Genomic DNA, 25,104 nt, shown 5'->3' on the forward strand with positions numbered 1-25,104 from the left:
TCACTTCCTTAACGTGGCGTTCAACCTTTGTTCGAGCGAGGTGAGGATGTTTTGCGTTGCGGTATTCACCTCATCGTCATTAAGAGTGCGCGATGGATGCTGCCAGGTCAAGCCAACTGCAAGGCTTTTTCTATCAGGATCAATGCCTTTACCCTGATACACGTCAAATAGCCTGAGGTCTGTCAGCCATTCGCCTGCATTTTCTCGGATTACGTCCAGTACAGCCGTGGCTGCAACGTCTGTATGCGCGATCAGTGCAAGGTCACGACGCACTTCAGGAAAGCGCGATAACTCGTGGAATTGCGGCATTTTACCCGACGCCACTTCAGCCAGGACCAACTCGAAGACGAACACCGGACGGTCGAGACCGAGGGTTTTCGACAACTCAGGGTGGATGGCGCCAATGAAGCCCACCAGGCGACCTTCACGCTCGATGCGTGCGGTTTGGCCCGGGTGCAGCGCTGGGTGTTTGCCCGGCACAAAAGTGAAGGCATCCAGTGCGCCGGCAAAACCCAGAACCGCTTCGACATCAGCCTTGACGTCGAAGAAGTCGACGGTATCGCGACCCTGCGCCCAACCTTCTGGCAAACGGCTACCGCAAACAACACCGGCCAGCATCGGCTCTTGCTTCAAGCCTTCCAACTGTCCCACGAAACGCAGGCCGCTTTCGAACAGACGCACGCGATCCTGTTGACGATTCAGGTTGTGCTGAAGCGCCTTGACCAGACCAGGCCACAAGGACGAACGCATGGCCGCCATGTCGTTGGAAATTGGATTGGCCAGCAACAACGGCTCAACACCTGGATTAAACAGCTCGAACTGTTTCGGATCGATGAAGCTGTAGGTAATCGCTTCCTGGTAACCACGGGCAACCAGCAGACGGCGCAATTCAGGCAGGTCGCTACGCGCTTCGGCCTTGGCTTGCGGTGCCAGACGCGCTTGAGGATAACGAACCGGCAAGCGGTTGTAGCCGTAGAGGCGCGCCAGTTCTTCGATCAGGTCGACTTCCAGGCTGATGTCGAAGCGATGGCTCGGTACTTCTACACGCCACTGCCCTGCACCATCAGCAGTGATGGTCAGACCCAAAGCGCTGAGCAGGCGCTCCACTTCGGCCGAATCCATTTCCATACCCAGCATCTGGGTAATGCGCTGGGCACGCAGGGTGATTGGCGCAATGTTCGGCAGGTGCTGCTCGCTGACGGTCTCGATGATCGGACCCGCTTCACCACCAGTGATGTCCAGCAGCAATCCAGTCGCGCGCTCCATGGCCTCGCGGGCGAGCTGCCAGTCCACACCTCGCTCATAGCGGTGCGAGGCATCGGTGTGCAGGCCATAGGAACGGGCCTTGCCGGCCACGGCGATCTGGTCGAAGAAGGCACTCTCAAGGAACACGTCACGTGTGGTCGCGCAAACACCGCTGTGCTCACCACCCATGACACCGGCAATCGCCAGCGCACGGGAATGGTCGGCGATCACCAGCGTATCGCTACGCAGGCTGACTTCCTGACCGTCGAGCAGAACCAGCTTCTCACCCTCTTCGGCCATGCGCACGCGGATGCCGCCATTGATTTCGGCGAGATCGAAAGCGTGCAACGGCTGACCCAGTTCCAGCATCACGTAGTTGGTGATGTCGACGGCAGCGTCGATGCTGCGCACATCGGCACGACGCAGACGCTCAACCATCCACAGCGGCGTAGGCTTGGACAGATCAACGTTACGAATGACGCGGCCGAGGTAGCGCGGGCACGCGGCCGGCGCCAGCACTTCTACCGAGCGCACTTCGTCGTGGGCAGCAGGCACCGAAGCCACGACTGGACGGGACACAGGAGCGGCGTACAACGCACCGACTTCACGCGCCAGACCGGCCAGGGACAGGCAGTCGCCGCGGTTCGGGGTCAAGTCGACCTCGATGCTGGCGTCTTCCAGTTCCAGATAAACGCGGAAATCCTCACCCACCGGCGCATCGGCCGGCAGTTCCATCAGGCCGTCGTTACCTTCACCGACCTGCAGCTCGGATTGCGAGCACAGCATGCCGTTGGATTCAACGCCACGCAGCTTGGCCTTCTTGATCTTGAAATCGCCTGGCAGCTCTGCACCGATCATGGCGAACGGAATCTTCAGGCCCGGGCGCACGTTGGGCGCACCGCAAACCACCTGGAAGGTTTCCGAACCGTTGCTGACCTGGCATACGCGCAGCTTGTCGGCGTCTGGATGCTGCTCGGTGCTCAACACCTCGCCAACTACCACGCCACTGAAAACACCGGCGGCCGGCGTCACGCTATCGACCTCAAGACCGGCCATCGACAGACGAGCAACCAACTCGTCGCGACTTACCTGCGGGCTAACCCAGCCACGCAGCCATTGTTCACTGAATTTCATCCTGCTCTCCTAAGAATTCGTTACGACTAGCGAAATTGCGCGAGGAACCGCAAGTCGTTGTCGAAGAACAGACGCAAGTCGTTCACGCCGTAACGCAGCATGGCCAGGCGCTCAACGCCCATGCCGAAGGCAAAGCCCGAGAACTCTTCCGGGTCGATCCCGGACATGCGCAGCACGTTTGGGTGAACCATGCCGCAGCCCATGACTTCCAGCCAGCCAGTCTGCTTGCAGACTCGGCAGCCTTTACCGCTGCACATCACGCATTCCATGTCGACTTCAGCGGAGGGCTCGGTGAACGGAAAGTACGAAGGACGGAAACGTACCGCCAGCTCTTTCTCGAAGAACACCCGCAGGAACTCTTCGATGGTGCCTTTGAGATCGGCAAAATTGATGTCGCGATCGACCAGTAGGCCTTCGACCTGGTGGAACATCGGCGAGTGGGTGATATCGGAGTCGCTGCGGTACACACGGCCTGGGCAGACGATGCGGATCGGCGGTTGCTTCGACTCCATGGTGCGGACCTGTACCGGCGAGGTATGGGTGCGCAACAGCATGTTCGCATTGAAATAGAAGGTGTCATGCATCGACCGGGCCGGGTGATGGCCTGGGATGTTGAGCGCTTCGAAGTTGTGATAGTCGTCTTCGACCTCGGGCCCTTCGGCGATGCCGTAGCCAATGTGGGTGAAGAACTGTTCGACACGTTCCAGAGTGCGTGTAACCGGATGCAGACCACCGGAAGTCTGGCCACGGCCAGGCAGGGTCACGTCAATGGACTCGGCGGAGAGTTTGGCAGCCAGATCGGCTTCTTCAAACAATGCCTTGCGCGCATTAAGGACCTCTGTGACACGCTCCTTGGCAACGTTGATCAGCGCACCGACCTGCGGACGCTCTTCTGCCGGCAAATTTCCCAGGGTCTTCATCACCTGAGTCAATTCACCCTTCTTGCCAAGGTAGTGAACCCGGATTTGCTCCAGGGCATTGATATCTTCAGCGCTTTGCACAGCCTCTAGAGCTTGAGAGACGAGCGCGTCCAGGTTTTCCATGTACAGACTCCAGATACAAAATAGGGGAAGAGCTTGAAGGCTCTTCCCCTATTTATGACGTTTAACACCTGGCCCCACAGATGCGAGGCCGGGTGACTGTCGGGGGTACTTAAGCCAAGGTGGCTTTAGCTTTCTCGACAATCGCAGCAAACGCCGCTTTTTCGTTCACTGCCAGATCAGCCAGAACCTTACGGTCGATCTCGATGGACGCTTTTTTCAGGCCGGCGATGAAACGGCTGTAGGACAGACCGTTGATACGAGCACCAGCGTTGATACGAGCGATCCACAGAGCGCGGAACTGACGTTTTTTCTGACGACGGTCACGGTAGGCGTATTGGCCTGCCTTGATTACCGCTTGCTTGGCAACACGGAATACGCGCGAGCGTGCGCCGTAGTAGCCTTTAGCAAGTTTCAGAATTTTTTTGTGACGCTTACGGGCAATGACGCCACGCTTTACACGAGCCATGAGTTACTTCCTCTATTCTTGACTAAAATTAACGAAGGCGCAGCATGCGCTCGACTTTTGCCACGTCAGACGGATGCAGCAAGCTGCTACCGCGCAGTTGACGCTTACGCTTGGTCGACATTTTGGTCAGGATGTGGCTCTTGAAAGCGTGCTTGTGCTTGATACCGTTAGCAGTTTTCAGAAACCGCTTAGCAGCACCACTTTTGGTCTTCATTTTTGGCATGTTCGGATACTCCGCATTCAGTTGATAAACATAATCAGAAGGCCTGCCGTGCCCTGTTGATTACTTCTTCTTTTTCGGGGCGATGACCATGATCAGCTGGCGTCCTTCCATCTTAGGATGCTGTTCGACCGAACCGTACTCGAGCAAGTCACCTTCAACTCGCTTGAGGAGTTCCATCCCCAGCTCCTGGTGGGCCATCTCACGGCCGCGGAATCGCAAGGATACCTTGGCCCTGTCCCCGTCACTCAGGAAACGTACCAGGTTGCGCAGTTTTACCTGGTAATCCCCTTCCTCCGTCCCTGGACGAAACTTGATTTCTTTAACCTGAATCTGCTTCTGGTTTTTCTTGGCCGCAGCAACCTGCTTCTTCTTTTCGAAGATCGATTTGCCGTAGTCCATCAGTTTGCAAACAGGGGGTACTGCATCGGCGGAAATTTCCACCAGATCCAGCTTGGCCTCTTCAGCCTTAAGAAGCGCGTCTTCAATTGACACAATCCCAAGCTGTTCACCTTCAGCCCCAATTAACCGAACCTCGCGTGCCGAGATATTCTCGTTGATCGGGGCTTTCGGTGCAGCTCGTTTATCTTGTCTCATTTCACGCTTAATAATAATTACTCCGAATCTGGGCGACCACGCCGGGAAACCGCTTGCGCGAGAAACTCAGCGAACTGGGCGACGGGCATCGAGCCCAGGTCAGCACCTTCACGAGTACGCACAGCGACAGTCTGCATCTCGACTTCCCGATCTCCGATAACCAAGAGATAAGGAACCTTGAGCAAGGTATGCTCGCGGATTTTAAAGCCGATTTTTTCATTTCTCAAGTCAGACTTGGCACGGAATCCGCTTTCGTTGAGGGTTTTTTCAACCTCGGCGGCGAAATCCGCTTGTTTGTCGGTGATATTCATCACCACTGCCTGGGTCGGAGCAAGCCACGCCGGGAATGCACCCTCGTAGTGCTCGATCAGGATTCCGACGAAACGCTCGAAGGAACCAAGAATCGCCCGATGCAACATCACCGGGTGCTTGCGACTGTTGTCTTCGGAGACGTATTCGGCTCCCAGACGCACTGGCAGGTTAAAATCGAGCTGCAGGGTACCACACTGCCAGACCCGACCAAGACAATCTTTCAGCGAGAATTCGATCTTCGGACCGTAGAAGGCCCCCTCACCCGGCTGCAGATCGTACGGCAGGCCAGCGCTATCAAGGGCTGCAGCCAATGCCGCTTCGGCGCGGTCCCACAGCTCGTCGGAACCGACGCGTTTTTCCGGACGAGTGGACAGCTTCATCTCGACGTCTTTGAAGCCGAAATCGGCGTAGACGTCCATGGTCAGCTTGATAAACGCTGCGGACTCGGCCTGCATCTGCTCTTCGGTGCAGAAGATGTGGGCGTCATCCTGAGTGAACGCGCGCACCCGCATGATGCCGTGAAGGGCACCCGATGGCTCGTTACGGTGGCAGGCACCGAACTCGGCCAGGCGCATCGGCAACTCGCGGTAGCTTTTCAGGCCCTGGTTAAACACCTGCACGTGGCAAGGGCAGTTCATTGGCTTGATCGCGTAGTCGCGGTTTTCCGACTGCGTGGTGAACATGTTGTCGGCGTAGTTGGCCCAGTGCCCGGATTTTTCCCACAGGCTGCGGTCAACCACTTGTGGCGTCTTGATCTCGAGGTAGCCGTTGTCGCGCTGCACCTTGCGCATGTACTGCTCGAGCACTTGGTACAGAGTCCAGCCGTTCGGGTGCCAGAACACCATGCCCGGCGACTCTTCCTGCGTGTGGAACAGGCCCAGGCGCTTGCCAATCTTGCGGTGATCGCGTTTCTCGGCCTCTTCGATGCGCTGGATGTAGGCCGCCAGTTGCTTCTTGTCTGCCCAAGCGGTGCCGTAGACGCGCTGCAATTGCTCGTTCTTGGCATCGCCGCGCCAGTAGGCGCCTGACAGCTTGGTCAGCTTGAAGGATTTCAGGAAGCGCGTGTTCGGCACGTGCGGACCGCGGCACATATCAACGTATTCTTCGTGATAGTACAGGCCCATGGCCTGCTCGTTAGGCATGTCTTCGACCAGGCGCAACTTGTAGTCTTCGCCACGGGCTTTGAACACTTCGATCACTTCGGCGCGCGGCGTGACCTTCTTGATCACGTCGTAATCTTTCTCGATCAGCTGCTGCATGCGCTGTTCGATGGCGGCCAGGTCGTCCGGGGTGAAAGGACGCTCGAAGGCGATGTCGTAATAGAAACCTTCGTCGATGACCGGCCCGATGACCATTTTGGCGGTCGGGTACAGCTGCTTGACCGCGTGGCCAACCAGGTGGGCGCAAGAGTGGCGAATGATCTCCAGCCCCTCTTCATCCTTTGGCGTGATGATTTGCAGCGACGCGTCGCTGTCGATGATGTCGCTGGCGTCAACCAGCTTGCCATTGACCTTGCCGGCTACGGTGGCCTTGGCCAGGCCTGCACCAATGGATGCGGCGATCTCGGCTACGGAAATCGGGTGATCGAATGAACGTTGACTGCCGTCGGGAAGAGTAATAGTTGGCATGGCGCCTCCTCTCCTAGTGGTGACCCCTACCAAAGGTCACGTGGGTTGGGATGAGCCAGTACAAGATCCGGTCCAGGCCATTCAATGACGAACGCCTGCCTTACAGCGGCAGGAGCCTTGCGGCCAACCGGAAACCGAACCAGAGTGACTGGGATTCAAATCAGGGTTAATCGTGCATCTGCCACAACCGGGACTGAAGGTCCGTCGGCGCCTGCAAATGCCCGAGCGGGCCATGCTAGCACAGATGAACGGTTATCAACCTTTGCGCGTTCAGAGCGTGAAGATTTCCTCACTTTCAGGCCGCGTAGTGAACTTGAGATATACGCGCCAGCTCAAATTGATTGAGAATTGTCACACACATCGACCCAAGGAACCCTGTCATGCGCTTGATCCGTCTTATCGCCCTCGCAGCCCCACTGGCCTTTCTATTGCCATTGAGCGCGCACGCGGCCTGGCCTGCCGGCCAAAAAGAACAGTACATGAAGGATTGCTCGGCAGCGGCGAGCAAAAGCGTCAACGCGGCGCAGGCCCAGAAAAGCTGCTCTTGCGGTGCCGAGGTGCTGGAAAAGAAATTCACCACTCAGGAAATCGGCCAACTGATGGACAAAAACAACCCGCCTAGTGCTGCGCTCGCCCAGCGCGCACTGAAAGAAATCTCGGTGTGCAAAGTCCAGAAATAACGCCTCTCAGGCGACGCCAGAAGCCGTTCCAGGGCATAAAAACAGCCAAAAAGCGGCTGAATTACATAATTTACGCAGCTTTTACGGGTTTTTTTACTGCCCTTTTTTGCAGCGCAAACCCGCTGAAACCGGGGCTTGCAGCCATTCTTGGCAGTGAAATACGTGCGATATGAAAGCAATCAGTGCGTCTGGGGGGGTCCCAAAGCGAACATTTCGACTATGATACCCGGGTGTGCCCAGTTGGCCTGAGCAGCACAGTACTACTGAAAATATATGTTTCTTGGAGATACACCATGTCTAATCGCCAAACCGGCACCGTTAAATGGTTCAACGATGAAAAAGGCTTCGGCTTCATCACTCCTCAAGGTGGCGGTGACGACCTGTTCGTACACTTCAAAGCTATCGAAAGCGACGGTTTCAAAAGCCTGAAAGAAGGCCAGACCGTTTCCTTCGTGGCTGAGAAAGGCCAAAAGGGTATGCAAGCTGCTCAAGTTCGCCCAGAGTAATTTCCAGGCGCACTAAAAAAACCCCGTCCATGTGACGGGGTTTTTTATGGGCGAGACAAAAGCCTGGCGATCAGCCGCAGTTGACGCGGGTGACCACTTTATTGGCATCGGTGTTCAGGTTCAGGCGATCGGAGCGGTACTCCAGCGTCACCATATCGGTTGGCAGCAGGAACCGTGCACTCTGCGCACCAGCGCGGGTCCGTGCCTGCTCAAGCAGTTGCGCGGACGCTTGCTTGCCGAGGGCGAAATCGGCAGCCTTTGCTTCACAACGGCTATGACCCGTGTCAGTCGTCGCAACTTCTGCTGATGCCGACTCTGTAGACGCAGTGCTGCAACCGGCCAGCGTGGCAACGGCCAACAAAGTACCCAATGACGCGAGCTTCCAGGACATGAAGCCTCCTTATTCAATGATTAAGCTGAGATCGTGCGACAACCAGACTGGCGTTTGGTTTCACAGGGCACGACCCGCAACCCTGCCGGCGATCCGGACGAAAAGCGATTCTGCCTGAGCACAGCCCGGCTCTTAACCACGCAATCGTGACTGAATATGAACAACGCTCAATAGACGTCGATGTAGTCGTACGGCGGATTAGGCCAGTTGTCTTTCAAGGCATTGAAAATCTGCATCACCCAGACTTCATCGCTGGCCGCGACTCGCCCAACGTACCCGGAGCCCTTAGCCCAGGTTTCCAGTCGAAACAGCAACCCGTCGATGTCGGTACCGCCTACAACCCCCGAGGAAATATAGGCCATACCGTCCTTGGTGACCCGCAACTGGGTGTGCTCATCATCACTGGCACCGAATAGTTGACGCACGGCCTCAAGGGTCAGGCCCTCTGGGGCGTTCAAATCGATCTGCACGGCGAGCTCCTTGATGTTCGTCAGTGGCCAAGTGTCGCATGGCCCCGCTTTGATGCCTAAGTCGAGGTGTCAAAAGCCCGGCAAAATGCTTAACTCGACACTCTGCCCCTCCTCCGATTTCACGAGTGCCATTATGACCACCGTAAGCATCGACGCCGACATCAAGGCCAAATGGCAGGACGGCCACAGCTCCTACAGCCCAGGCACCACGGAGGAGCTGGCCATTATCGGCATCGACCTGCTGGTCAGGGACATTGGCACCGAAGCCGCCCAATTGTTCATCGAGCAGATTTTCGAGAAGCACCTGTCAGACCAGAAGGCCGAAGCAGTCAGCGTGCAGGAGTGAAACCCGCCGGCCTCGGCGGGTCTTGACACCTACTTCAGGCGAGCCAGGCGCTCGGTCAGCAGATCGAAGAAGCCTTGCGCATCGCCGCTTTCAACCCAGAAAGCATTCTTCGGTGCCTTCAAGCCGTCGTACCAGTCGACGATGGTCTGTCCAAAGGTCGGGCCTTCTCGGCTATCGACCACCACGTTGACCGAACGCCCGTTGAACAATTGCGGCTTGAGCAGGTAAGCGACAACCGTGGCGTCATGCACTGGGCCACCCGGTATGCCGTAATGCTCCATATCGCCCTTGATGTACTCATTGAGAATGTCGCCCACCAGCCGACCGGCATGGTTGTTCAGCGCGGCGATCTGTTGCAGGCGCGCCTCGCTGGTGAGGATCTTATGGGTCACGTCCAGCGGCAGGTAGGTCAACTTCACACCGCTGTTGAGCACCACTTCGGCCGCTTGCGGGTCGGCGAACAGGTTGAATTCGGCCACCGGGGTGATGTTGCCGCCATTGAAATGCGCACCGCCCATGACCACCACCTCCTTGATGCCCTGCACGATCCCCGGCTCCTGGATCAGCGCCAGTGCCAGGTTGGTCTGCGGGCCGAGCATAGCGATGGTGATGCTGTGGGGTTTGGCCGACTTCAGGGTATCGATCAGGTAGGTGATAGCGCTGCCTTCGGCCAGACCCTGCCTGGGCTCATGCACGGTAATGCCCGACAACCCTTCCTTGCCATGAATGTCTTCGGCGTAGATGGGCGTGCGCAGCAAGGGCCTTGGCGCCCCCGCATAGACCGGCACCTCTTCGCGCCCCGCCCACTCCCGGGCCAGGCGCGCATTGCGCGAGGTCTTGTCCAGGCGAACGTTGCCGGCCACGGTGGTGAGTGCCCGGACATTCAACTCATCCGGCGATGCCAGGGCGAACAACAAGGCCACTACATCGTCAGCCCCAGGATCGGTGTCGATGATCAGGTCGATCTTTTGCGCCGCGAGGGCGTTCGTTGCAGTCATCAGTGACACAAGCAGTAGGCTCCAAAGCCATTGATGAAGATTGCGGGCATTGCGATACATAGCGCACTCCTTGTGCAGGGAAAATCGATACGCGGGCGACAGATCAAAACGTTACTCCGGCAATCAGCACTATGTTGCAGTACGGCTGGCATTCGCCGGTACGAACAATCGCTTTCGCTTGTTGGCTCAACGTCTTGAATTGCTCATGGGGCAGCACGCCACGTTGACCCAGTGCGCCTTCAGCGTTCAGCTCATCCAGCACGGCAAGGGCCGAGGGCTTTTTTTCAAAGATTTCTTGCGCCAGCACATGGCTTTCGACCTGCATCTCGCTGAGCACCACTTTCAAGGTACTGACAAAATCCGGAACGCCATGGGTCAAGGCCAGGTCGATCAATTCGACGCCGGCCGGAACCGGCAGACCGGCATCGCCGATGACAACCTTGTCGCCATGCCCCAACGAGGCAATCAGGCGTGACAGTGCAATATTGAGCAGCGGTGTCTTTTTCATGAGGCTGTGAACGCCTGTACTTCGCTCAGCGCGGGAATCGAAGGTTGCGCACCAGCACGAGTGACGGACAGTGCCGCCGCCACCTGGCCGAAACGAATCGCTTCGGCCTCGGTTTTTCCGGCCGCCAGCGCCGCGGCGAAACCGCCGACGAAGGTATCGCCCGCGGCCGTGGTGTCGACGGCTTTGACGGCCGGCGCCGGGAAATGCTCAAAGCGCTGGCCATCGGCAAACATCGAGCCTTGCGCGCCGAGGGTGATGATCACTTTGCCGGCGCCCATGGCCATGAGCCGGGTGGCCGCAGCTTGTGCGGTGTCCAGGGAATCCACCGAAAGGCCACTCAGCGTCGACGCTTCACTCTCGTTGGGAATCAGGTAATCGATGGACGCATACCAATCTGCCGGCAGCGGGCGGCTGACCGGCGCCGGGTTGAGGATGACGATCTTGCCCAGTTCTCGACCGCGCTTGAGTGCATGACCAACAGAGGCATCGGGCACTTCGAGCTGGCAGATGAGCACATCCGCTGCCTGAATCACCGCATCAAAACGATCGATGGCTCCAGCGGTCAATTCACCGTTGGCACCGGGGACAATCACGATCGCGTTCTGACTGCTGTCATCGACCACAATCAACGCGACACCGCTGGAACCGTCAACGGTGCTGACCGCCTGACAATCGATCTGCTCGGCCAACAGCGCCCCGCGCAGCGCCTCACCATAGGCGTCATTGCCCACGCATCCGATCATTGACACCTGGGCGCCCAGCCGCGCCGCCGCCACGGCCTGATTGGCGCCCTTGCCCCCAGAGACTGTGGTAAACGACTCACCGATCAGCGTTTCACCGCCCTTGGGCAAGCGCGGCGCCCGGGTCACCAGGTCCATGTTCAAACTGCCTATTACCACTACTTTTGCTGGCATACATTGCTACTCATCGATTCTGTTTCAGCGGCGCGGTTGATTCGGCGGCTGTCTGTTTTCAACGGAACTGGGCAAACACGCCGGCCAGCGGCGCCGTCGACTCACGCATGACAATACTCGGTGTGACGATCCGCTGATCGGTCCCCCGGTCCGGCGTGGCAATCCGGCGCAACAACACTTCGGCTGCCATTTCCCCCAACTGCAGGATCGATTGACCGACCGTGGTCAATGATGGGTACACATACCGACTCATCTGGATATCGTCGAAGCCGATCACCGACAGCTCGCTCGGTACGCGAATATTGCGCTCGGCGGCGGCGCGCAGCACGCCGATACCGATCATGTCGTTGGCTGCAAAAATCGCCGTCGGCGCATTACGCTCCAGCAAGATCGCCGCTGCGTTGTAGCCGCCGGTGCTGGTGAAATCGCTTTCCAGCATGCGCGCCGCTGGGACTTCGATGCCCGCCTCGTTCAAGGCCCGGCAAAAACCCGCGCGTCGCATCTGCGCCACACTGGTGTCTTGCGGCCCGCTGATCGTGGCGATGTCGCGATGCCCCAATTCCAGCAGATGGCGGGTCGCCAGGTAGGCGCCGTATTCATGGTCGATGCGCACCAGATCCGCGTCGACGCCATCCAGGCCGCGGTCGACGATCACCATCGGTGTGCGAACGCCCTTCAGGCCTAGTACCAGGCCCTTGTCGCCACCGGCGGAAGCGACAATCAGGCCGTCGATGCGTTTTTCCAGCAGCACGCGCAGGTAGCTGCGCTGTTTGTCCGGATTGTCATCGGAGTTGCACAGGATGACGCAGTAACCGTTGCGCTCGCAGTAATCCTCGATGCCCCGGGCCAGTTCGGCGAAATACGGGTTGAGGCTGTTGGGCACCAGCAGGCCGATGGTCGCGGTGGTCTTGGCCTTGAGCGAACGGGCCACGGCGCTGGGCACGTAGTCGAGGGTTTCAATTGCCGCCTCGACCTTGATCCGCACCTCTTCACTGACCGGACGGGTCTTGTTTACCACGTGGGACACCGTGGTGTAGGAAATGCCGGCAAGGGCGGCCACATCTTTGATCGTCGCCATGAATCAGGTCCGCCGGCTTGCGCGTTGACTGCGATACGTGTCCAGCACCACGGCGACGACGATCACTGCGCCGGTAATGATGCGCTTGGTGGGTTCGGTGGCGCCGATTTGCGCCAGGCCTGCGGCCAGCACGGAAATGATCAGCACACCGAAAAACGTGCTGATCACCGAACCGCGACCGCCCATCAGGCTGGTCCCGCCGATCACCACGGCTGCAATTACCTGCAACTCGAGGCCGGACCCGGCATTCGGGTCGGCAGCTTCCAGACGTGATATCTGGAACAGCGCGGCAATGCCGGCCAGCAAGCCCATCAGGCTGAAGACCAGGATTTTGTATGGCTTGGGGTTGATCCCCGCCAGCCGCACGGCCTCTTCATTGGTGCCGATCCCGATCAGGTAACGACCGAACACCGTGCGGGTCAGCACCGCCTGGGCGATAAAAATGATCAGCAACGCGATAATGAATGACGGTGAAATACCGAAGGCCACCGGATTGGACAACCAGGCAAACGCATCGCCAATATAGGCTGTGCGCGAACCGGTCATTTGGTACGCCAACCCGCGGGCCATTTCCAATACGCCCAGGGACACGATGAACGACGGTATCCGCCAGGCCACCGTGATCGAGCCGGTGACGGTACCCGCGAGCGCCGCGACTGCCATGCCGAGCAACGCGGCGGGCAGGACACTCCAGCCCCACCCCAGGATCGCCACGCTAACTGTCGAGGCCGCCAGTGCCAGCACAGAGCCGACTGACAGGTCGATGCCACCGATGATCAGGACAAAGGTCATGCCGACCGCCAGCACCATCAAGTCAGGAATCTGGTTGGCCAAGGTGCTGAACGTGTCGTACGACAGGAAATGACTGCTCAACAGCGAGAACAGCACGATCATCGCCAACAAGGCACCCGCCAGCCCCAGGTAGGTTCCCAGGCCGTAGAAGCTGCCACTGCGTTTGCCGGCGGAAGAAGCGGTTTTCATGGAAGATCCCTAGGCGCGGCTTCGTTAAGCAGCGCATCACGTTTTTGATAGCCGGCGAACGCCGCGGCGAGCAATTCATCCTGGGTCCAGCTGTCGCGATCGAACGTTTCGATCAGGCGTCCTGCCGAGAGCACGCCGATCCGGTCGCAGATCAGCATCAGCTCGCGCAAGTCACTCGACACCACCACCAGCGCCTTGCCTTGACGGGTCAACTCACCCAGCAGGTTGTAGATATCGAACTTGGCGCCGACATCAATGCCGCGGGTTGGCTCGTCGAACAACAACACCGAGCAATCGCGCTCCAGCCAACGGCCGATGACGACTTTCTGCTGATTGCCACCGGACAACTCCGACACCAACTGCGCGGGTCCCGAACTGCGAATGCGCATGGCGTCGATCTGACGCTGGGCCAGAGCGCTCTCGCCATCGTTATCGACAAAGCCAGCGCTGGAGATGCCGGGCATGTTGCCCAAGGCGATGTTGGCGCCAATCGATTGGGTCAGCAAAAGACCTTCGCCCTTGCGGTCTTCAGTGATCAAGGCAATGCCATGACCGACCGCATCCACCGGTGAACGGATACTGACAACCTGCTGCGGCGAACCCAGGGCAATCGTGCCGCTGTCGGCGATATCGGCACCGAAGATCAGGCGCAGCAACTCGGTGCGCCCTGCGCCGATCAATCCGCAAATGCCGAAAATCTCACCGGCACGGACGTCAAACGACACGTCGCGAACCTTGTCGGCACGGCTCAGGCCCTTGACCGTCAACAGCGCAGCGCCAATCTGGCGCGCGCCCATGTCGATGTGTTCGCCGAGCTCGCGACCGACCATCAAGGTGACCAATTGCTCGCTGTTGTAGTTGGTCATCGGCTCGACACAGACCAAGAGGCCATCGCGCAACACAGCAATGCGCTGGGCGACCCGCGCCAGTTCTTCGAGGCGATGGGAGATATAGATGATCGAGACGCCGCGCGCCTGCAGGCGGGTGATCTGCTCGAACAGCATTTCGACTTCGCGCGCCGTGAGCATCGCCGTTGGCTCATCGAGAATCAGCACATGGCAGTCGCCGATCAGGTTGCGGGCGATCTCGACCATTTGCTGGTGGCCGATGCCCAACTCGCCGACCAGCGTGTCCGGGTCGATGGCATCGAGCCCGACCTGGGCCATGGCCTCGATGGCAGCCTTGCGCAACTGCTTGCGACTGATCCAGCCGGCGCTGTTGGGCAGGTTGTCGAGAAACAGGTTTTCCGCCACCGACAAGGTCGGCAGCAGATTGAGTTCCTGCATGACCATGCGGACCCCCAGTGCTTCCGCTTGGGCCCGGCTACCGGGGCGATAGTCCTGCCCCTGGAACTGCATCTGGCCGGTGGTCGGCGTGACCAACCCGCCAATAATCTTCGACAGCGTACTTTTGCCCGCGCCATTCTCGCCGGTCAACGCCAGCACTTCCCCGCGCATGAGCGTCAGGTCGATGCCGGCCAAAACCGGCTGGGCGTAGGTCTTGCCGATACCGCTGACCGAGAGGACAGCGTCCGTAGCGCAAGCGGACATAAAAACTCCCACGCGCCCGTCCAGCTGGACGAGCGCAATTGCGTCGCTAGAGGGTTACTGGGTGACCAGCTCAACCGGCGTTTCGATCACGCCGTTGGTACCGCCGTCGACCTTCTCGCCCTTGAGAATTTTCAATGCCGTCTCGATACCGAACACCGCTTGCTTGGCAGCAAACTGGTCCGCCGTGGCCAGCACGCGACCGTCCTTAAGCATTGGCTGGATCGCATTGATGTTGTCGTAGCCGACCACTTGCACCTTGCCAGCCTTGCCCGCGGCGCGCACCGCAGATACCGCACCGACCGCCATGCTGTCGTTACCGGCCAACAGGGCCTTGGTTTGCGGGTATTCGCTGAGAATCGAGGCGGCCACTTTATTGCCTTTGTCGATCTCCCAGTCACCGGATTGCAGGGATACGACCTTGATCTGCGCCGCCTCCATCGCATCCTTGAAACCGGCGGTGCGCTGCTGGGCATTGGTGGTGGTGGACACACCTTCGATGATGCCGACTTCGTCACCGGGCTTCAGTTGCTTGGCCAGGTAGTCGCCCACCAGTCGCGCGCCCTTGCGGTTGTCCGGGCCCACGAACGGCACATTGATGTTTTTGCTTTTTACGACGGCGGGATCGAGCTGGTTGTCGATGTTGATCACGGTGATGCCGGCATCGATGGCTTTCTTGATCACCGGGACCATGGCCTTGGAATCTGCCGGAGCAATCACCAGTGCGTTGACCTTGGCCAGGATCATCTGCTCGACGATGCGTGTCTGGCCTGCGGTGTCGGTTTCATCCTTGATGCCGTTGGAGATCAGCTCGAATTCACCGGAGTGGTCTTTCTGATAGGCCTTGGCGCCGTCTTCCATGGTCAGGAAGAATTCGTTGGCCAGGGATTTCATGACCAGTGCGACTTTCGGTTTTTCAGGGGTTTCGGCGAAGGCCCAAGAGACAGGCAATGCAACGGTGGCGGCAGCCAGCATAGCGACAGCAAGAAGACGTCCAGCGAATGGCAGCTTCATGGGTTCACTCCGATCTTATGATTATTGTGAGCAACGCTTGCGCTGACGTAAGCTTCACGACCCACCGCGATGTTCATCGGCGGCATCGCGCAAACGTTTGCGTGAACCGAACTATGCGAACCCTGCCGCTATTTGTCAACGACCGAAAAGACGTTGCGCAGAGTGCCTGGTGAACCACGGCACACCCTTCATGCCGTGGTGTTGACCACCGATCCTGTGCCCGAGCCTTTTGTCAGCTCCTTGATCAGGCTGGCACTCACTTGCAGGATCGCACCGTTGGTATCGGCCACCTGCCCTTGAATGGCCGCGACTGCGGTGGTCTTGGCTTCGGGCGTGGGGTAGGACGTCGCCTGGGCCTCCGCCAATTGCTGTTGTTGCTCACGCAATTGCTGTTGCAGTTCCTTCAGGCGCTTGAGCAGGACCTTGATCGTAATGCTGCTGTTATCGCTTTGCGGCTCGGCTTCTGCGCCGGCACTCGCGCCCAAACCGACCGGGCCCGTTTTAACCTGGGTGTCGCTCTCCTTCGCTCCCAGCGCCTGGGCAGCACCGTCATCGGTCGCGTCGCTCAAGTCGCGAATGGTAGCGACCGATTTGCCGCCGATGGTGATGCCGGCGGCATTGGGAAAACCAATAGATAACGACATGTGAACTCTCCTGAAAGAAATAGATCCCTTGAAGGCGCATCGACCGGTGCGCCGTTTTCTTTAGCCGTTTACCGCTGAATTGATAAACGGAACGCTTACACGGGGCATGTAAACGTTTCGGAGAGCCGAACATAAATTCCAAACATGTTCGGCATTCCGGACGCCCTACCCTCGAAACCGTCGTGGACACATTCTGCAATACCGTTACAAATCATTAAGTTATGCGTGTTTTTCACTTCAACGTATTGCTGGTACAGATCCTGCTCTTCTACTCGGACCCCTGCGTTCAGATTCGCCTGGGGCGATCTAGATGAACTTGCACCCGCACCGTCCTACAACTAGAAGAGAAAAATAATGACATCTGCACTCAAGACCTTTGTTCCGGGCGCCTTGGCCCTCCTGCTGCTTCTGCCCACTGCCCTTCAGGCGAAAGAAGTCGAAACCCAACAGAAACTGGCTAACGTGGTGATCCTCGCCACCGGCGGCACCATTGCCGGTGCCGGCGCCAGTGCTGCTAACAGCGCAACCTACCAAGCGGCGAAAGTCGGCATTGAACAATTGATCGCTGGCGTGCCAGAACTGAACCAACTGGCTAATGTTCGTGGCGAACAAGTGATGCAAATCGCCTCCGAAAGCATCACCAACGAAAACCTGCTGCAACTGGGTCGTCGCGTCGCCGAGCTGGCCGACAGCAAGGACGTCGATGGCATTGTGATCACCCACGGCACCGACACCCTGGAAGAAACCGCGTATTTCCTGAACCTGGTGGAAAAAACCGAGAAGCCGATCATCGTCGTCGGTTCTATGCGCCCCGGCACTGCAATGTCCGCCGATGGGATGCTGAACCTGTACAACGCCGTGGCCGTGGCCAGCAGCAAAGAAGCGCGCGGCAAAGGCGTGCTGGTGACCATGAACGATGAAATCCAGTCGGGTCGCGATGTCAGCAAGATGATCAACATCAAGACCGAAGCGTTTAAAAGCGCCTGGGGTCCGTTGGGCATGGTCGTCGAGGGAAAATCCTACTGGTTCCGCCTACCGGCCAAGCGTCACACCATGGACTCGGAGTTCGACATCAAAACCCTCAAGAGCCTGCCTGACGTGGAAATCGCCTACTCCTACGGCAACGTCAGCGACACTGCCTACAAGGCCCTTGCTCAATCCGGCGCCAAAGCCATCATCCACGCCGGTACCGGCAACGGCTCGGTATCGTCGCGAGTAGTCCCGACCCTGCAAGCGCTGCGCAAGGATGGCGTGCAGATCATTCGCTCGTCCCACGTCAACGCCGGCGGTTTTGTGCTGCGCAACGCCGAACAGCCTGACGACAAATACGACTGGGTCGTGGCCCATGACCTCAACCCGCAAAAGGCTCGGATCCTGGCGATGGTCGCGCTGACCAAGACCAACGACAGCAAAGAACTGCAACGGATGTTCTGGGAATATTGAACCCCCCTCACCCGACCGACCCCGGTCGGGCACCCGAGCGCCACTGGCCGACGCCAGCCAGTGGCGCTCGCCTCACCCGAAAACATTCCCATCGTCTTACCAAACGGGTCAAAGCGCTGTCAGAGGATTTTCTTGAATTTTAAGCAGTTGCGAAAAGCCCTACAGTTAAATACTGTATGCACGTACAGCTTAATAAGGATAATCCTGTGGACATCACCTCTGACTCTCCTGACACCTATGTACGCATGGGCTTGCGCGTTCAGAAAATCATCAACTCCCCCACCGCACAAAAAGCCAGGGCAGCCCTGATCTTCCGCCTCCCCGACGAACCTGTGGATGAGTGGGAGCAATTGCTGGAGGAAATCGACGAGAACGACAACGTTACCCTCGCCTACCGCGACGACGGCGGCGTGCAGATTTTCTGGGTTGTGCCGAAGGAAGACTGAGTCAATGAGTGCCCGCTGGTTTGCTGTGTTTTTTCTGTTTTTTGCCATCGGTGCGCAGGCCGGCGCCCCGCGCACCTTTACCGAAGCGAAGAAGGTGGCGTGGAAGCTCTATGCGCCCCAATCCACTGAGTTTTACTGTGGCTGCAAGTACACCGGCAACCGGGTGAACCTTGCCGCTTGCGGGTATGTACCGCGGAAAAACGCAAAGCGAGCCGCGCGTATCGAGTGGGAGCACATCGTCCCGGCCTGGCAGATCGGTCATCAACGCCAGTGCTGGCAAGCGGGCGGTCGCAAGAACTGCACCCGTTACGATCCAGTGTTCCAGAAAGCCGAAGCCGATTTACACAACCTGGTGCCCAGCATTGGCGAGGTCAATGGCGATCGCAGCAACTTCAGTTACGGCTGGCTGCCCGAACAGCCCGGGCAATATGGTTCGTGTCTGACCCAGGTCGATTTCAAGGCCAAGAAAATCATGCCCAGACCTTCCATTCGCGGGATGATCGCCCGGACCTACTTTTACATGAGCAAGCAGTACGGCCTGCGCCTGTCGAAACAGGATCGGCAACTGTACGAAGCCTGGGACAAAACCTATCCGGTACAAGCCTGGGAGCGGCAACGCAATCAGAGCGTGGCGTGCGTCATGGGGCGCGGCAACGAGTTTGTCGGCCCGGTAAACATGAAAGCCTGCGGCTGAGTCCAGGACGGGACAATGAAAACAAAAAGGCCTCGACGCTAAACACTCGAGGCCTTTTTTGTTTCGTCTGTCACGACGACCGGTATTACGCCGCCGGACGCTCGAGCACCAACAACTGGATATTCTGCTGTTTCGCGCGAGTCAGCGCTGCGCGAACGTCTTCCTGTTTGGCTTCGGCCTCGGTTTTGGAGTTGAACGGCCCCATCAGGATTCGGGTATTGCCGTTTTCCTTGACGACGCTGGTCATGAAACCGTGCTCGATCAGCCAGCCACTCAAATCGCTGACCGCCTGAGGGGTTTCACCTCGCACTTCAAGATCCCATTGCGGGCCGGACACCGGCGCAGGTAAGGCCGCCACGGCCGGTTTCGGCTTCGGCGCATCCACACGACTGCCCTCGCCGCATCCCGCCAGCGCCAATATCGCGAATACCAAGACCATTTTGCGCACGGCACTTTCCTCTGAATGCTTAAAGCGCCGATTTTAACATCCATGAATACTTCGCGAGTGCCGCAAAATGGGCTTAAAACAACGAGAATGATGGTTGCGGCCTCTGTATAGTTACGCCTTGGGAATTAATGCTACATCTGCGCGTCAGAAAGAGGCACCCAAACCGTGAGACTTCGCACTAATCTATACATACCACCGACCTCTGCACTGTCCGAATCAGGTGCCCCACAAAGCAATCAAGGAGAAGACCATGCTGATACTCACCCGCAAAGTCGGTGAAAGCATAAATATTGGTGATGACATTACGATCACCATCCTGGGCGTAAGCGGCCAGCAAGTCAGGATCGGCATAAACGCCCCAAAAGACGTTGCCGTGCACCGTGAAGAAATTTACCAGCGTATTCAGGCCGGCCTCACCGCCCCGGAAAAGCCGCAGCCCTGAATGCTGTTGCAGTCAGTAGCCAGCCCGTTCGATCCGGAATCACGGCTGGCTAAAGATTCGCCAACGCATCGCCTCCGCTTGCCTGCCCACACATTCGTCAGGGGTCGATACTAGCGGCAAGCTCAACGCTCTGGCTGTAAGACGTTTCTGGTTTACCACAGGGAAGGATGCTTCTACTTGGGTAATCAACCAAACGTCACGCCCCGCGCCATCCCCGTCGCTGCCACCACCATCAACAGTACAAGCAGCGCCTCGGTATGACTGATTCGGGTAAACAGCTTTGCACGACCGGTGTTGATCGGCGCTTTACGTGCCAGTGCGATCCGCCATTTGATCAGCGTGACCATGGGCGCGACTTCCAGCAGCAAGATCAGCACGAACAGGGTCATCTTCAGATGAAACAGTGGCTGATGCAGGTAGTAGTCCGCGCCTTTCTCGTAACCGGCAAAGGCTCGCATTCCACCGCTGATCAACAGGACGACTGCTGAAACACCCCAGATATTGTCCGCGATCAGCACGCTGCGCACCTCGCCTACACCGTCGGCCAAACGCCGAAACGCCGTGCCTCGGACCAGCACGGCCCAGAACGCCAGGGCAAACGCCAAAAGATGTACCGCCGCCAGAAACCAGTGAGTCAGCATCGAGAATCCCCCTACCAGGCTGAAGTTTTACGAACCTGTCAGTAGTAGCTCATGAAATGTCTGCTTGCACAGAGCCTGCGGACACTGCCCCGATATACCAACTAGACTCCACTGCGCTGGTATTGAGCCTGCGCGGCAATGCCAACCCCAACCGCAACTCTCTTTCACCGCGTTGAACTGAGTACACAAAATCATGTGTGAATCATGTGATTCAAGCTCTGCTTCAAACCCAACAGATCGTCGTCGCTTTCTTCAAATTGCCGGATGGAGCGCAGGCGCCCTGCTGCTCACCAGCACCTTGCCAGGCAAGCTCATCCAGGCAGCGGAAAAAGCCTCGGCGCCACCCAAACCACAAAATGTCATCAGTCCCGACATGGCGTTGAAAAGACTGATGGAAGGCAATCAACGGTATGTAGGCGGCACTTCCACGACGCATGACTTCAAGGCCGAGCGAGAAGCCTTGGTATCCGGTCAAAACCCGTTCGTGGCCGTGCTGAGCTGCTCAGACTCGCGCATCGCCCCGGAGTACGCGTTTGACACCGCGCGAGGCGATCTTTTCTCGATCCGCGTCGCAGGCAATTTCGTGACCCCGGAAGGTCTGGCCAGTCTTGAATACGGCGTTGCCGTGCTGGGCGCGCCGCTGATTCTCGTCCTCGGACATGAAAGCTGCGGCGCCATCGAGGCCGGTATCAAGGCAGTCAAGGACAAGACCGTATTCCCCGGCCACATCCCGAAACTGACCGACGCCCTCAAATCGGCCGTCGAGGCGGTGGTCAACCAGCCCGGGAGCTTGATGGAAAACGCCACCGCGCAGAACGTCAAAAATTCGGTCAACAGCCTGAAACAGGCCTCGCCCCTGCTCACGGATGCGCAGAGCAAAGGCCTGCTGAAGATCGTGGGAGGCGTCTATCGCCTGGCAACCGGCAGGGTAGAGCTGATCGCCTGACCCGCTACATGCACCGCGCCAGCCTCGCCGCATAACCCTGCATTTGAAGAGCCCAGCGCGACGGCTGGGCTCGAGTTACCGAGGCCGTAAGGCCGGTCTATGCTTGATTGACGATGTGACCGGACTTCAATGCTTAGCAGCAAACCATTCGTCGCCAATGAAAACGCCACGACGGTTTACCGTCCATTCGTGGCGTGAGGATTGCACAGACGCGCTTAGCAGCAGAGGAACGACATAATTCTGACGCTGCAACCATTCCATCAATGCTTAAGGACGCCAGCGATACGCTAGGTCGGTCACCGGGAGATGTAACGTGTCAACGCTCAACGAAATCGCAATGAACCACGCGAGAATGGCTAAGGAAAAGGCAGCAGAGTCGATCGAACTGAGCGAACGCCACCTCCAGATTGTAGGAAGCTTTGAAATAACGCCCATTGACGCGCAACAAACCTTCCCCCTGCACCTGATCGCTGGAACACAGGAAGCGCACCACGGCCTTGCAAACACCTTTGCCCTCTGACCGATTTTTAAGCAGAAGCCTTCCTGACGGCGTGCCCGGCAATCACTGGTTGCCTGGCATCCGCTCAATCGGCATCGCGCCCTGATGTGAACGCTTCTTAAAAATCGAACGCAACAAAAAAGGGCCCACCTTTCGGTGAGCCCTTCCAGACCGCCCAGCAGAGCGGATTTTGTTTGGTAGGCGCGATTGGACTCGAACCAACGACCCCCACCATGTCAAGGTGGTGCTCTAACCAACTGAGCTACGTGCCTGCTGTGAGGCGGCATTCTACGGAATTGCGGAGGGGTGTCAACACCTTTTTTCACGCTAACCCTATGAATATGCAAAATATTTAATTTCGCGGCTGCAAAGAAGATTTTCCGGGTGGCTGGCGGCCGATTTTCAACTCGGGTAGGATCAACGCACTCGTAAAATATATTAAACAGAGGCAGCAGGATGGCGAACACCCCTTACCCAGAATCCTACTACGCCGCATCGGCCAATGCGGTTGCGCCGCGCCCGGCGCTGCAGGATGACGTCGAGACCGATGTCTGCGTGATTGGCGCCGGTTATACGGGGCTGTCCTCTGCCCTCTTCTTGTTGGAGAACGGCTTCAAGGTCACGGTACTCGAAGCCGCCAAGGTAGGTTTCGGGGCGTCCGGGCGCAATGGCGGCCAGATCGTCAACAGCTACAGCCGCGATATCGATGTCATCGAGCGCACCGTCGGCCCCAAGCAGGCTCAGCTACTGGGGCAAATGGCGTTCGAGGGTGGACGGATCATTCGTGAGCGTGTTGCCAGGTACAACATCCAGTGCGACTTGAAGGACGGTGGCGTGTTCGCCGCCATGACCGCCAAGCAGATGGGCCATCTCGAATCGCAGAAGCGCCTGTGGGAACGCTTCGGCCATACCCAGCTGGAGTTGCTGGATCAACGCCGCATCCGTGAGGTGGTCGCCTGCGATCAATACGTGGGCGGCATGCTCGACATGAGCGGCGGACACATTCATCCGCTCAACCTGGCGCTGGGTGAAGCGGCGGCCGTTGAATCCCTGGGCGGGACGATTTACGAGCAGTCACCGGCCGTACGCATCGAGCGCGGTGCCAACCCGGTGGTGCATACGCCGCAGGGCAAGGTCAGGGCCAAGTTCATCATCGTCGCTGGCAACGCTTACCTGGGCAATCTGGTGCCGGAACTGGCCGCCAAGTCGATGCCATGCGGTACTCAGGTGATCACCACCGAACCACTGGGTGAAGAACTGGCCAAGACACTGCTGCCTCAGGATTACTGTGTCGAAGACTGCAACTATTTGCTCGACTATTACCGCCTCAGCGGCGACAAGCGTCTGATCTTCGGCGGCGGCGTGGTGTATGGCGCGCGAGACCCGGCGAACATCGAAGCGATCATTCGACCGAAACTGCTCAAGGCCTTCCCGCAACTCAAGGACGTGAAGGTCGATTACGCGTGGACAGGCAACTTCCTGTTGACGCTGTCGCGCCTGCCTCAGGTCGGACGCCTGGGCGACAACATTTACTACTCCCAAGGCTGCAGCGGCCATGGCGTGACTTACACGCACCTGGCGGGCAAGGTGTTGGCCGAAGCACTGCGTGGCCAGGCCGAGCGGTTTGACGCGTTTGCCGACCTGCCCCACTACCCGTTCCCGGGCGGACAAATGCTGCGCACACCGTTCGCCGCGTTGGGCGCCTGGTACTACGGGTTGCGCGACAAATTCGGCGTTTAAGGGGCCTGTAGGCGTCGGCTTGCCAGCGAAGGCGTTTTGTCAGCCAACATCGTTGTTGGATTTGACAACCTTCGCTGGCAAGCCAGCTCCTACAAGGGATTGAGAGGGGGTTACAGCTTGTTGCGGGCGATGCCGCTGCGGATTCGCAAGATGTCAGCCAGCACCGCCAAGGCAATCTCTGCCGGTGTCTTGCTGCCCAGGTTCAGCCCGATAGGCGCGTGAATCCGCCCCAATTCGACATCCCCCAGACCACCAATGCGCCGCAAGCGTTCGAAGCGCTTTTGCGAGGTCTGCATGGAGCCCATCACACCGATGTAGAACGCATCGGTACGAACCGCCTCCATCATCGCCAGGTCATCGATACGCGGATCGTGGGTCAACGCCACCACCGCGGTATCGCTGTGGCAGCCACCGTCGGCAATGAACACCGACGGCAATTGGCGACGAATCTCAACGTTCTCCAGCACCACGCCTTCGAGCACTTCGTCCCGCGGATCACACAGAATCACTTCGAACCCCAGGCCCACGGCAAACTCCGCACAAGCCTGGGCGACGCTGGAATACCCGGCCAGCAGCAAGCGCTGGGCCGCGCCGACCCGCACGCGAACCCGGTCGATTTCACGCTCGATACGCACGCCCTGCTCACGGTCTTCGAACAGGTTGCGCGCACCGCTTTGCAGATCGACTTCGCGGATCAACCGACGCCGGCCCAGCAGCGCCGACTCCAGCTCACGCAAATGCGCCTGCACGTCGCAATCGGCCTCCAGCTTCTCGACCAGCACATCCAGCACACCACCACAGGGCAGGCTGACGCGAGAACGGGGATCGTCGCCTTCGCCATAGCGAACAACACATACCGATTCCAGAAATGCGCCCTCGGCAACCCGCTCGAGAAAATCCTCCTCGACACAGCCACCGGACAGCGAACCGATCCAATGCCCATCCGCGTTCACCGCCAGCAGAGAACCCGGCGCACGCGGTGCCGAACCGTAGGTGGCCAACACCGTGCACAGCCAGACGCGTTGCCCCGCCGCCGACCACTCCAGCGCCCGGCGTACCACTTGCAGATCGAGGTGCTGCATA

29 protein-coding genes and 1 tRNA gene are annotated in these 25,104 nt (G+C 58.4%); 10 read left to right on the top strand and 20 right to left on the bottom strand.

The window, feature by feature from the left end:
* From pheT to thrS, 6 genes are all read right to left on the bottom strand, one after another.
* Nucleotides 1-2,379 carry a phenylalanine--tRNA ligase subunit beta gene (pheT, locus tag J1D76_RS04310; RefSeq protein ID WP_421137192.1) on the bottom strand — a complete coding sequence of 793 codons (2,379 nt, stop codon included), beginning with the start codon at nt 2,377-2,379 and terminating at the stop codon, nt 1-3.
* Nucleotides 2,380-2,405: 26 nt separating this feature from the next.
* Nucleotides 2,406-3,422, bottom strand: a complete 1,017-nt coding sequence (gene pheS / locus J1D76_RS04315; protein ID WP_150715354.1) for a phenylalanine--tRNA ligase subunit alpha — start codon at nt 3,420-3,422, stop codon at nt 2,406-2,408.
* A gap of 109 nt (nt 3,423-3,531) precedes the next feature.
* On the bottom strand, nt 3,532-3,888 hold the full coding sequence (rplT, locus tag J1D76_RS04320; protein ID WP_007905879.1) for a 50S ribosomal protein L20: 357 nt from the start codon (nt 3,886-3,888) through the stop codon (nt 3,532-3,534).
* Nucleotides 3,889-3,916: 28 nt separating this feature from the next.
* Complete coding sequence (rpmI, locus tag J1D76_RS04325) at nt 3,917-4,111, bottom strand: 50S ribosomal protein L35 (RefSeq protein WP_002553160.1); 195 nt, start codon at nt 4,109-4,111, stop codon at nt 3,917-3,919.
* 60 nt (nt 4,112-4,171) lie between these two features.
* The gene (gene infC / locus J1D76_RS04330; protein WP_172668659.1) at nt 4,172-4,723 is read right to left on the bottom strand and encodes a translation initiation factor IF-3; all 552 of its coding nucleotides are present in this window, start codon (nt 4,721-4,723) and stop codon (nt 4,172-4,174) included.
* Nucleotides 4,723-6,645, bottom strand: coding sequence for a threonine--tRNA ligase (gene thrS, locus J1D76_RS04335; protein WP_421137193.1), 1,923 nt, complete (start codon nt 6,643-6,645; stop codon nt 4,723-4,725). The genes infC and thrS overlap by 1 nt, the downstream gene beginning before the upstream one ends.
* Nucleotides 6,646-7,025: 380 nt before the next feature.
* Here thrS and J1D76_RS04340 point away from each other — a divergent pair, with 380 nt between their 5' ends.
* Both J1D76_RS04340 and J1D76_RS04345 read left to right on the top strand, forming a co-directional pair.
* Nucleotides 7,026-7,325, top strand: a complete 300-nt coding sequence (locus J1D76_RS04340; protein WP_421137194.1) for a hypothetical protein — start codon at nt 7,026-7,028, stop codon at nt 7,323-7,325.
* A 293-nt stretch (nt 7,326-7,618) separates the two neighbouring features.
* On the top strand, nt 7,619-7,831 hold the full coding sequence (locus J1D76_RS04345) for a cold-shock protein (RefSeq protein WP_003179963.1): 213 nt from the start codon (nt 7,619-7,621) through the stop codon (nt 7,829-7,831).
* Between the two features lie 70 nt (nt 7,832-7,901).
* On the opposite strand, the gene J1D76_RS04350 is transcribed toward J1D76_RS04345, so the two are convergent.
* Nucleotides 7,902-8,222 carry an I78 family peptidase inhibitor gene (locus J1D76_RS04350; RefSeq protein WP_421137195.1) on the bottom strand — a complete coding sequence of 107 codons (321 nt, stop codon included), beginning with the start codon at nt 8,220-8,222 and terminating at the stop codon, nt 7,902-7,904.
* A 167-nt stretch (nt 8,223-8,389) separates the two neighbouring features.
* Nucleotides 8,390-8,692, bottom strand: coding sequence for a hypothetical protein (locus J1D76_RS04355; protein WP_421137196.1), 303 nt, complete (start codon nt 8,690-8,692; stop codon nt 8,390-8,392).
* 133 nt (nt 8,693-8,825) lie between these two features.
* Between J1D76_RS04355 and J1D76_RS04360 the strand changes: the two genes are divergently transcribed.
* Nucleotides 8,826-9,038, top strand: a complete 213-nt coding sequence (locus J1D76_RS04360) for a hypothetical protein (RefSeq protein WP_421137197.1) — start codon at nt 8,826-8,828, stop codon at nt 9,036-9,038.
* Nucleotides 9,039-9,067: 29 nt separating this feature from the next.
* On the opposite strand, the gene J1D76_RS04365 is transcribed toward J1D76_RS04360, so the two are convergent.
* From J1D76_RS04365 to J1D76_RS04400, 8 genes are all read right to left on the bottom strand, one after another.
* Complete coding sequence (locus tag J1D76_RS04365) at nt 9,068-10,096, bottom strand: nucleoside hydrolase (protein WP_421137198.1); 1,029 nt, start codon at nt 10,094-10,096, stop codon at nt 9,068-9,070.
* 43 nt (nt 10,097-10,139) lie between these two features.
* On the bottom strand, nt 10,140-10,544 hold the full coding sequence (gene rbsD, locus J1D76_RS04370; protein WP_421137199.1) for a D-ribose pyranase: 405 nt from the start codon (nt 10,542-10,544) through the stop codon (nt 10,140-10,142).
* Nucleotides 10,541-11,458: a ribokinase gene (rbsK, locus tag J1D76_RS04375; protein WP_421137200.1), complete on the bottom strand. Its 918-nt coding sequence runs from the start codon at nt 11,456-11,458 to the stop codon at nt 10,541-10,543. The genes rbsD and rbsK overlap by 4 nt, the downstream gene beginning before the upstream one ends.
* A 58-nt stretch (nt 11,459-11,516) precedes the next feature.
* A complete protein-coding gene (locus J1D76_RS04380; protein ID WP_421137201.1) occupies nt 11,517-12,536 on the bottom strand; it encodes a LacI family DNA-binding transcriptional regulator in 1,020 nt (339 codons plus the stop codon).
* A 3-nt stretch (nt 12,537-12,539) separates the two neighbouring features.
* The gene (locus J1D76_RS04385; RefSeq protein ID WP_421137202.1) at nt 12,540-13,517 is read right to left on the bottom strand and encodes an ABC transporter permease; all 978 of its coding nucleotides are present in this window, start codon (nt 13,515-13,517) and stop codon (nt 12,540-12,542) included.
* Entirely contained in the window at nt 13,514-15,067 is a 1,554-nt protein-coding gene (locus J1D76_RS04390) for a sugar ABC transporter ATP-binding protein (RefSeq protein ID WP_421137203.1), read from the bottom strand. The genes J1D76_RS04385 and J1D76_RS04390 overlap by 4 nt, the downstream gene beginning before the upstream one ends.
* A 54-nt stretch (nt 15,068-15,121) precedes the next feature.
* Nucleotides 15,122-16,078, bottom strand: coding sequence for a sugar ABC transporter substrate-binding protein (locus tag J1D76_RS04395; RefSeq protein ID WP_421137204.1), 957 nt, complete (start codon nt 16,076-16,078; stop codon nt 15,122-15,124).
* Between the two features lie 188 nt (nt 16,079-16,266).
* The gene (locus J1D76_RS04400) at nt 16,267-16,722 is read right to left on the bottom strand and encodes a hypothetical protein (RefSeq protein WP_421137205.1); all 456 of its coding nucleotides are present in this window, start codon (nt 16,720-16,722) and stop codon (nt 16,267-16,269) included.
* A 354-nt stretch (nt 16,723-17,076) separates the two neighbouring features.
* Here J1D76_RS04400 and J1D76_RS04405 point away from each other — a divergent pair, with 354 nt between their 5' ends.
* The 3 genes from J1D76_RS04405 to J1D76_RS04415 all read left to right on the top strand — a co-directional run bounded on the left by J1D76_RS04405 (nt 17,077) and on the right by J1D76_RS04415 (nt 19,305).
* Nucleotides 17,077-18,165, top strand: coding sequence for an asparaginase (locus tag J1D76_RS04405; RefSeq protein WP_421137206.1), 1,089 nt, complete (start codon nt 17,077-17,079; stop codon nt 18,163-18,165).
* A 176-nt stretch (nt 18,166-18,341) separates the two neighbouring features.
* Entirely contained in the window at nt 18,342-18,611 is a 270-nt protein-coding gene (locus tag J1D76_RS04410; protein WP_421137207.1) for a DUF1654 domain-containing protein, read from the top strand.
* A 4-nt stretch (nt 18,612-18,615) separates the two neighbouring features.
* A complete protein-coding gene (locus tag J1D76_RS04415; protein WP_421137208.1) occupies nt 18,616-19,305 on the top strand; it encodes an endonuclease in 690 nt (229 codons plus the stop codon).
* Between the two features lie 85 nt (nt 19,306-19,390).
* Here the strand turns inward: J1D76_RS04415 and J1D76_RS04420 are convergent, their stop codons facing one another.
* Entirely contained in the window at nt 19,391-19,753 is a 363-nt protein-coding gene (locus J1D76_RS04420; RefSeq protein ID WP_421137209.1) for an SPOR domain-containing protein, read from the bottom strand.
* Nucleotides 19,754-20,003: 250 nt separating this feature from the next.
* On the opposite strand from J1D76_RS04420, the gene csrA reads away from it, so the two are divergent.
* Entirely contained in the window at nt 20,004-20,195 is a 192-nt protein-coding gene (gene csrA, locus J1D76_RS04425) for a carbon storage regulator CsrA (RefSeq protein WP_053161267.1), read from the top strand.
* 185 nt (nt 20,196-20,380) lie between these two features.
* On the opposite strand, the gene J1D76_RS04430 is transcribed toward csrA, so the two are convergent.
* On the bottom strand, nt 20,381-20,836 hold the full coding sequence (locus tag J1D76_RS04430) for a DUF2214 family protein (RefSeq protein WP_421137210.1): 456 nt from the start codon (nt 20,834-20,836) through the stop codon (nt 20,381-20,383).
* 193 nt (nt 20,837-21,029) lie between these two features.
* Between J1D76_RS04430 and J1D76_RS04435 the strand changes: the two genes are divergently transcribed.
* Both J1D76_RS04435 and J1D76_RS04440 read left to right on the top strand, forming a co-directional pair.
* Nucleotides 21,030-21,782: a carbonic anhydrase gene (locus J1D76_RS04435; RefSeq protein WP_421137211.1), complete on the top strand. Its 753-nt coding sequence runs from the start codon at nt 21,030-21,032 to the stop codon at nt 21,780-21,782.
* Between the two features lie 313 nt (nt 21,783-22,095).
* Nucleotides 22,096-22,302, top strand: coding sequence for a hypothetical protein (locus tag J1D76_RS04440; protein WP_421137212.1), 207 nt, complete (start codon nt 22,096-22,098; stop codon nt 22,300-22,302).
* A 174-nt stretch (nt 22,303-22,476) separates the two neighbouring features.
* On the opposite strand, the gene J1D76_RS04445 is transcribed toward J1D76_RS04440, so the two are convergent.
* Nucleotides 22,477-22,553: transfer RNA gene (locus J1D76_RS04445), tRNA-Val, on the bottom strand.
* Between the two features lie 184 nt (nt 22,554-22,737).
* On the opposite strand from J1D76_RS04445, the gene J1D76_RS04450 reads away from it, so the two are divergent.
* The gene (locus J1D76_RS04450; protein WP_421137213.1) at nt 22,738-24,021 is read left to right on the top strand and encodes an NAD(P)/FAD-dependent oxidoreductase; all 1,284 of its coding nucleotides are present in this window, start codon (nt 22,738-22,740) and stop codon (nt 24,019-24,021) included.
* Nucleotides 24,022-24,131: 110 nt separating this feature from the next.
* Here the strand turns inward: J1D76_RS04450 and J1D76_RS04455 are convergent, their stop codons facing one another.
* Complete coding sequence (locus J1D76_RS04455; protein ID WP_421137214.1) at nt 24,132-25,103, bottom strand: XdhC family protein; 972 nt, start codon at nt 25,101-25,103, stop codon at nt 24,132-24,134.
* Nucleotide 25,104: the final 1 nt, after the last annotated feature.

Origin of the sequence: Pseudomonas sp. NFX15 (genome assembly GCF_049132105.1) — a bacterium.
Classification (GTDB): Bacteria; Pseudomonadota; Gammaproteobacteria; order Pseudomonadales; family Pseudomonadaceae; genus Aquipseudomonas.

What these genes read in the sequence shown, in the direction of transcription:
- J1D76_RS04360 (WP_421137197.1), top strand. Translation starts at nt 8,826, where the DNA reads ATGACCACCGTAAGCATCGACGCCGACATCAAGGCCAAATGGCAGGAC.
- J1D76_RS04435 (WP_421137211.1), top strand. Translation starts at nt 21,030, where the DNA reads ATGTGTGAATCATGTGATTCAAGCTCTGCTTCAAACCCAACAGATCGT.
- J1D76_RS04390 (WP_421137203.1), bottom strand. Translation starts at nt 15,067, where the DNA reads ATGTCCGCTTGCGCTACGGACGCTGTCCTCTCGGTCAGCGGTATCGGC.
- rpmI (WP_002553160.1), bottom strand. Translation starts at nt 4,111, where the DNA reads ATGCCAAAAATGAAGACCAAAAGTGGTGCTGCTAAGCGGTTTCTGAAA.
- csrA (WP_053161267.1), top strand. Translation starts at nt 20,004, where the DNA reads ATGCTGATACTCACCCGCAAAGTCGGTGAAAGCATAAATATTGGTGAT.
- J1D76_RS04430 (WP_421137210.1), bottom strand. Translation starts at nt 20,836, where the DNA reads ATGCTGACTCACTGGTTTCTGGCGGCGGTACATCTTTTGGCGTTTGCC.
- J1D76_RS04340 (WP_421137194.1), top strand. Translation starts at nt 7,026, where the DNA reads ATGCGCTTGATCCGTCTTATCGCCCTCGCAGCCCCACTGGCCTTTCTA.
- J1D76_RS04405 (WP_421137206.1), top strand. Translation starts at nt 17,077, where the DNA reads ATGACATCTGCACTCAAGACCTTTGTTCCGGGCGCCTTGGCCCTCCTG.
- rplT (WP_007905879.1), bottom strand. Translation starts at nt 3,888, where the DNA reads ATGGCTCGTGTAAAGCGTGGCGTCATTGCCCGTAAGCGTCACAAAAAA.
- thrS (WP_421137193.1), bottom strand. Translation starts at nt 6,645, where the DNA reads ATGCCAACTATTACTCTTCCCGACGGCAGTCAACGTTCATTCGATCAC.
- J1D76_RS04380 (WP_421137201.1), bottom strand. Translation starts at nt 12,536, where the DNA reads ATGGCGACGATCAAAGATGTGGCCGCCCTTGCCGGCATTTCCTACACC.
- J1D76_RS04415 (WP_421137208.1), top strand. Translation starts at nt 18,616, where the DNA reads ATGAGTGCCCGCTGGTTTGCTGTGTTTTTTCTGTTTTTTGCCATCGGT.
- J1D76_RS04455 (WP_421137214.1), bottom strand. Translation starts at nt 25,103, where the DNA reads ATGCAGCACCTCGATCTGCAAGTGGTACGCCGGGCGCTGGAGTGGTCG.
- J1D76_RS04350 (WP_421137195.1), bottom strand. Translation starts at nt 8,222, where the DNA reads ATGTCCTGGAAGCTCGCGTCATTGGGTACTTTGTTGGCCGTTGCCACG.
- J1D76_RS04385 (WP_421137202.1), bottom strand. Translation starts at nt 13,517, where the DNA reads ATGAAAACCGCTTCTTCCGCCGGCAAACGCAGTGGCAGCTTCTACGGC.
- J1D76_RS04345 (WP_003179963.1), top strand. Translation starts at nt 7,619, where the DNA reads ATGTCTAATCGCCAAACCGGCACCGTTAAATGGTTCAACGATGAAAAA.
- pheS (WP_150715354.1), bottom strand. Translation starts at nt 3,422, where the DNA reads ATGGAAAACCTGGACGCGCTCGTCTCTCAAGCTCTAGAGGCTGTGCAA.
- rbsK (WP_421137200.1), bottom strand. Translation starts at nt 11,458, where the DNA reads ATGCCAGCAAAAGTAGTGGTAATAGGCAGTTTGAACATGGACCTGGTG.
- J1D76_RS04410 (WP_421137207.1), top strand. Translation starts at nt 18,342, where the DNA reads ATGCACGTACAGCTTAATAAGGATAATCCTGTGGACATCACCTCTGAC.
- J1D76_RS04365 (WP_421137198.1), bottom strand. Translation starts at nt 10,096, where the DNA reads ATGTATCGCAATGCCCGCAATCTTCATCAATGGCTTTGGAGCCTACTG.
- J1D76_RS04400 (WP_421137205.1), bottom strand. Translation starts at nt 16,722, where the DNA reads ATGTCGTTATCTATTGGTTTTCCCAATGCCGCCGGCATCACCATCGGC.
- J1D76_RS04395 (WP_421137204.1), bottom strand. Translation starts at nt 16,078, where the DNA reads ATGAAGCTGCCATTCGCTGGACGTCTTCTTGCTGTCGCTATGCTGGCT.
- rbsD (WP_421137199.1), bottom strand. Translation starts at nt 10,544, where the DNA reads ATGAAAAAGACACCGCTGCTCAATATTGCACTGTCACGCCTGATTGCC.
- pheT (WP_421137192.1), bottom strand. Translation starts at nt 2,379, where the DNA reads ATGAAATTCAGTGAACAATGGCTGCGTGGCTGGGTTAGCCCGCAGGTA.
- J1D76_RS04450 (WP_421137213.1), top strand. Translation starts at nt 22,738, where the DNA reads ATGGCGAACACCCCTTACCCAGAATCCTACTACGCCGCATCGGCCAAT.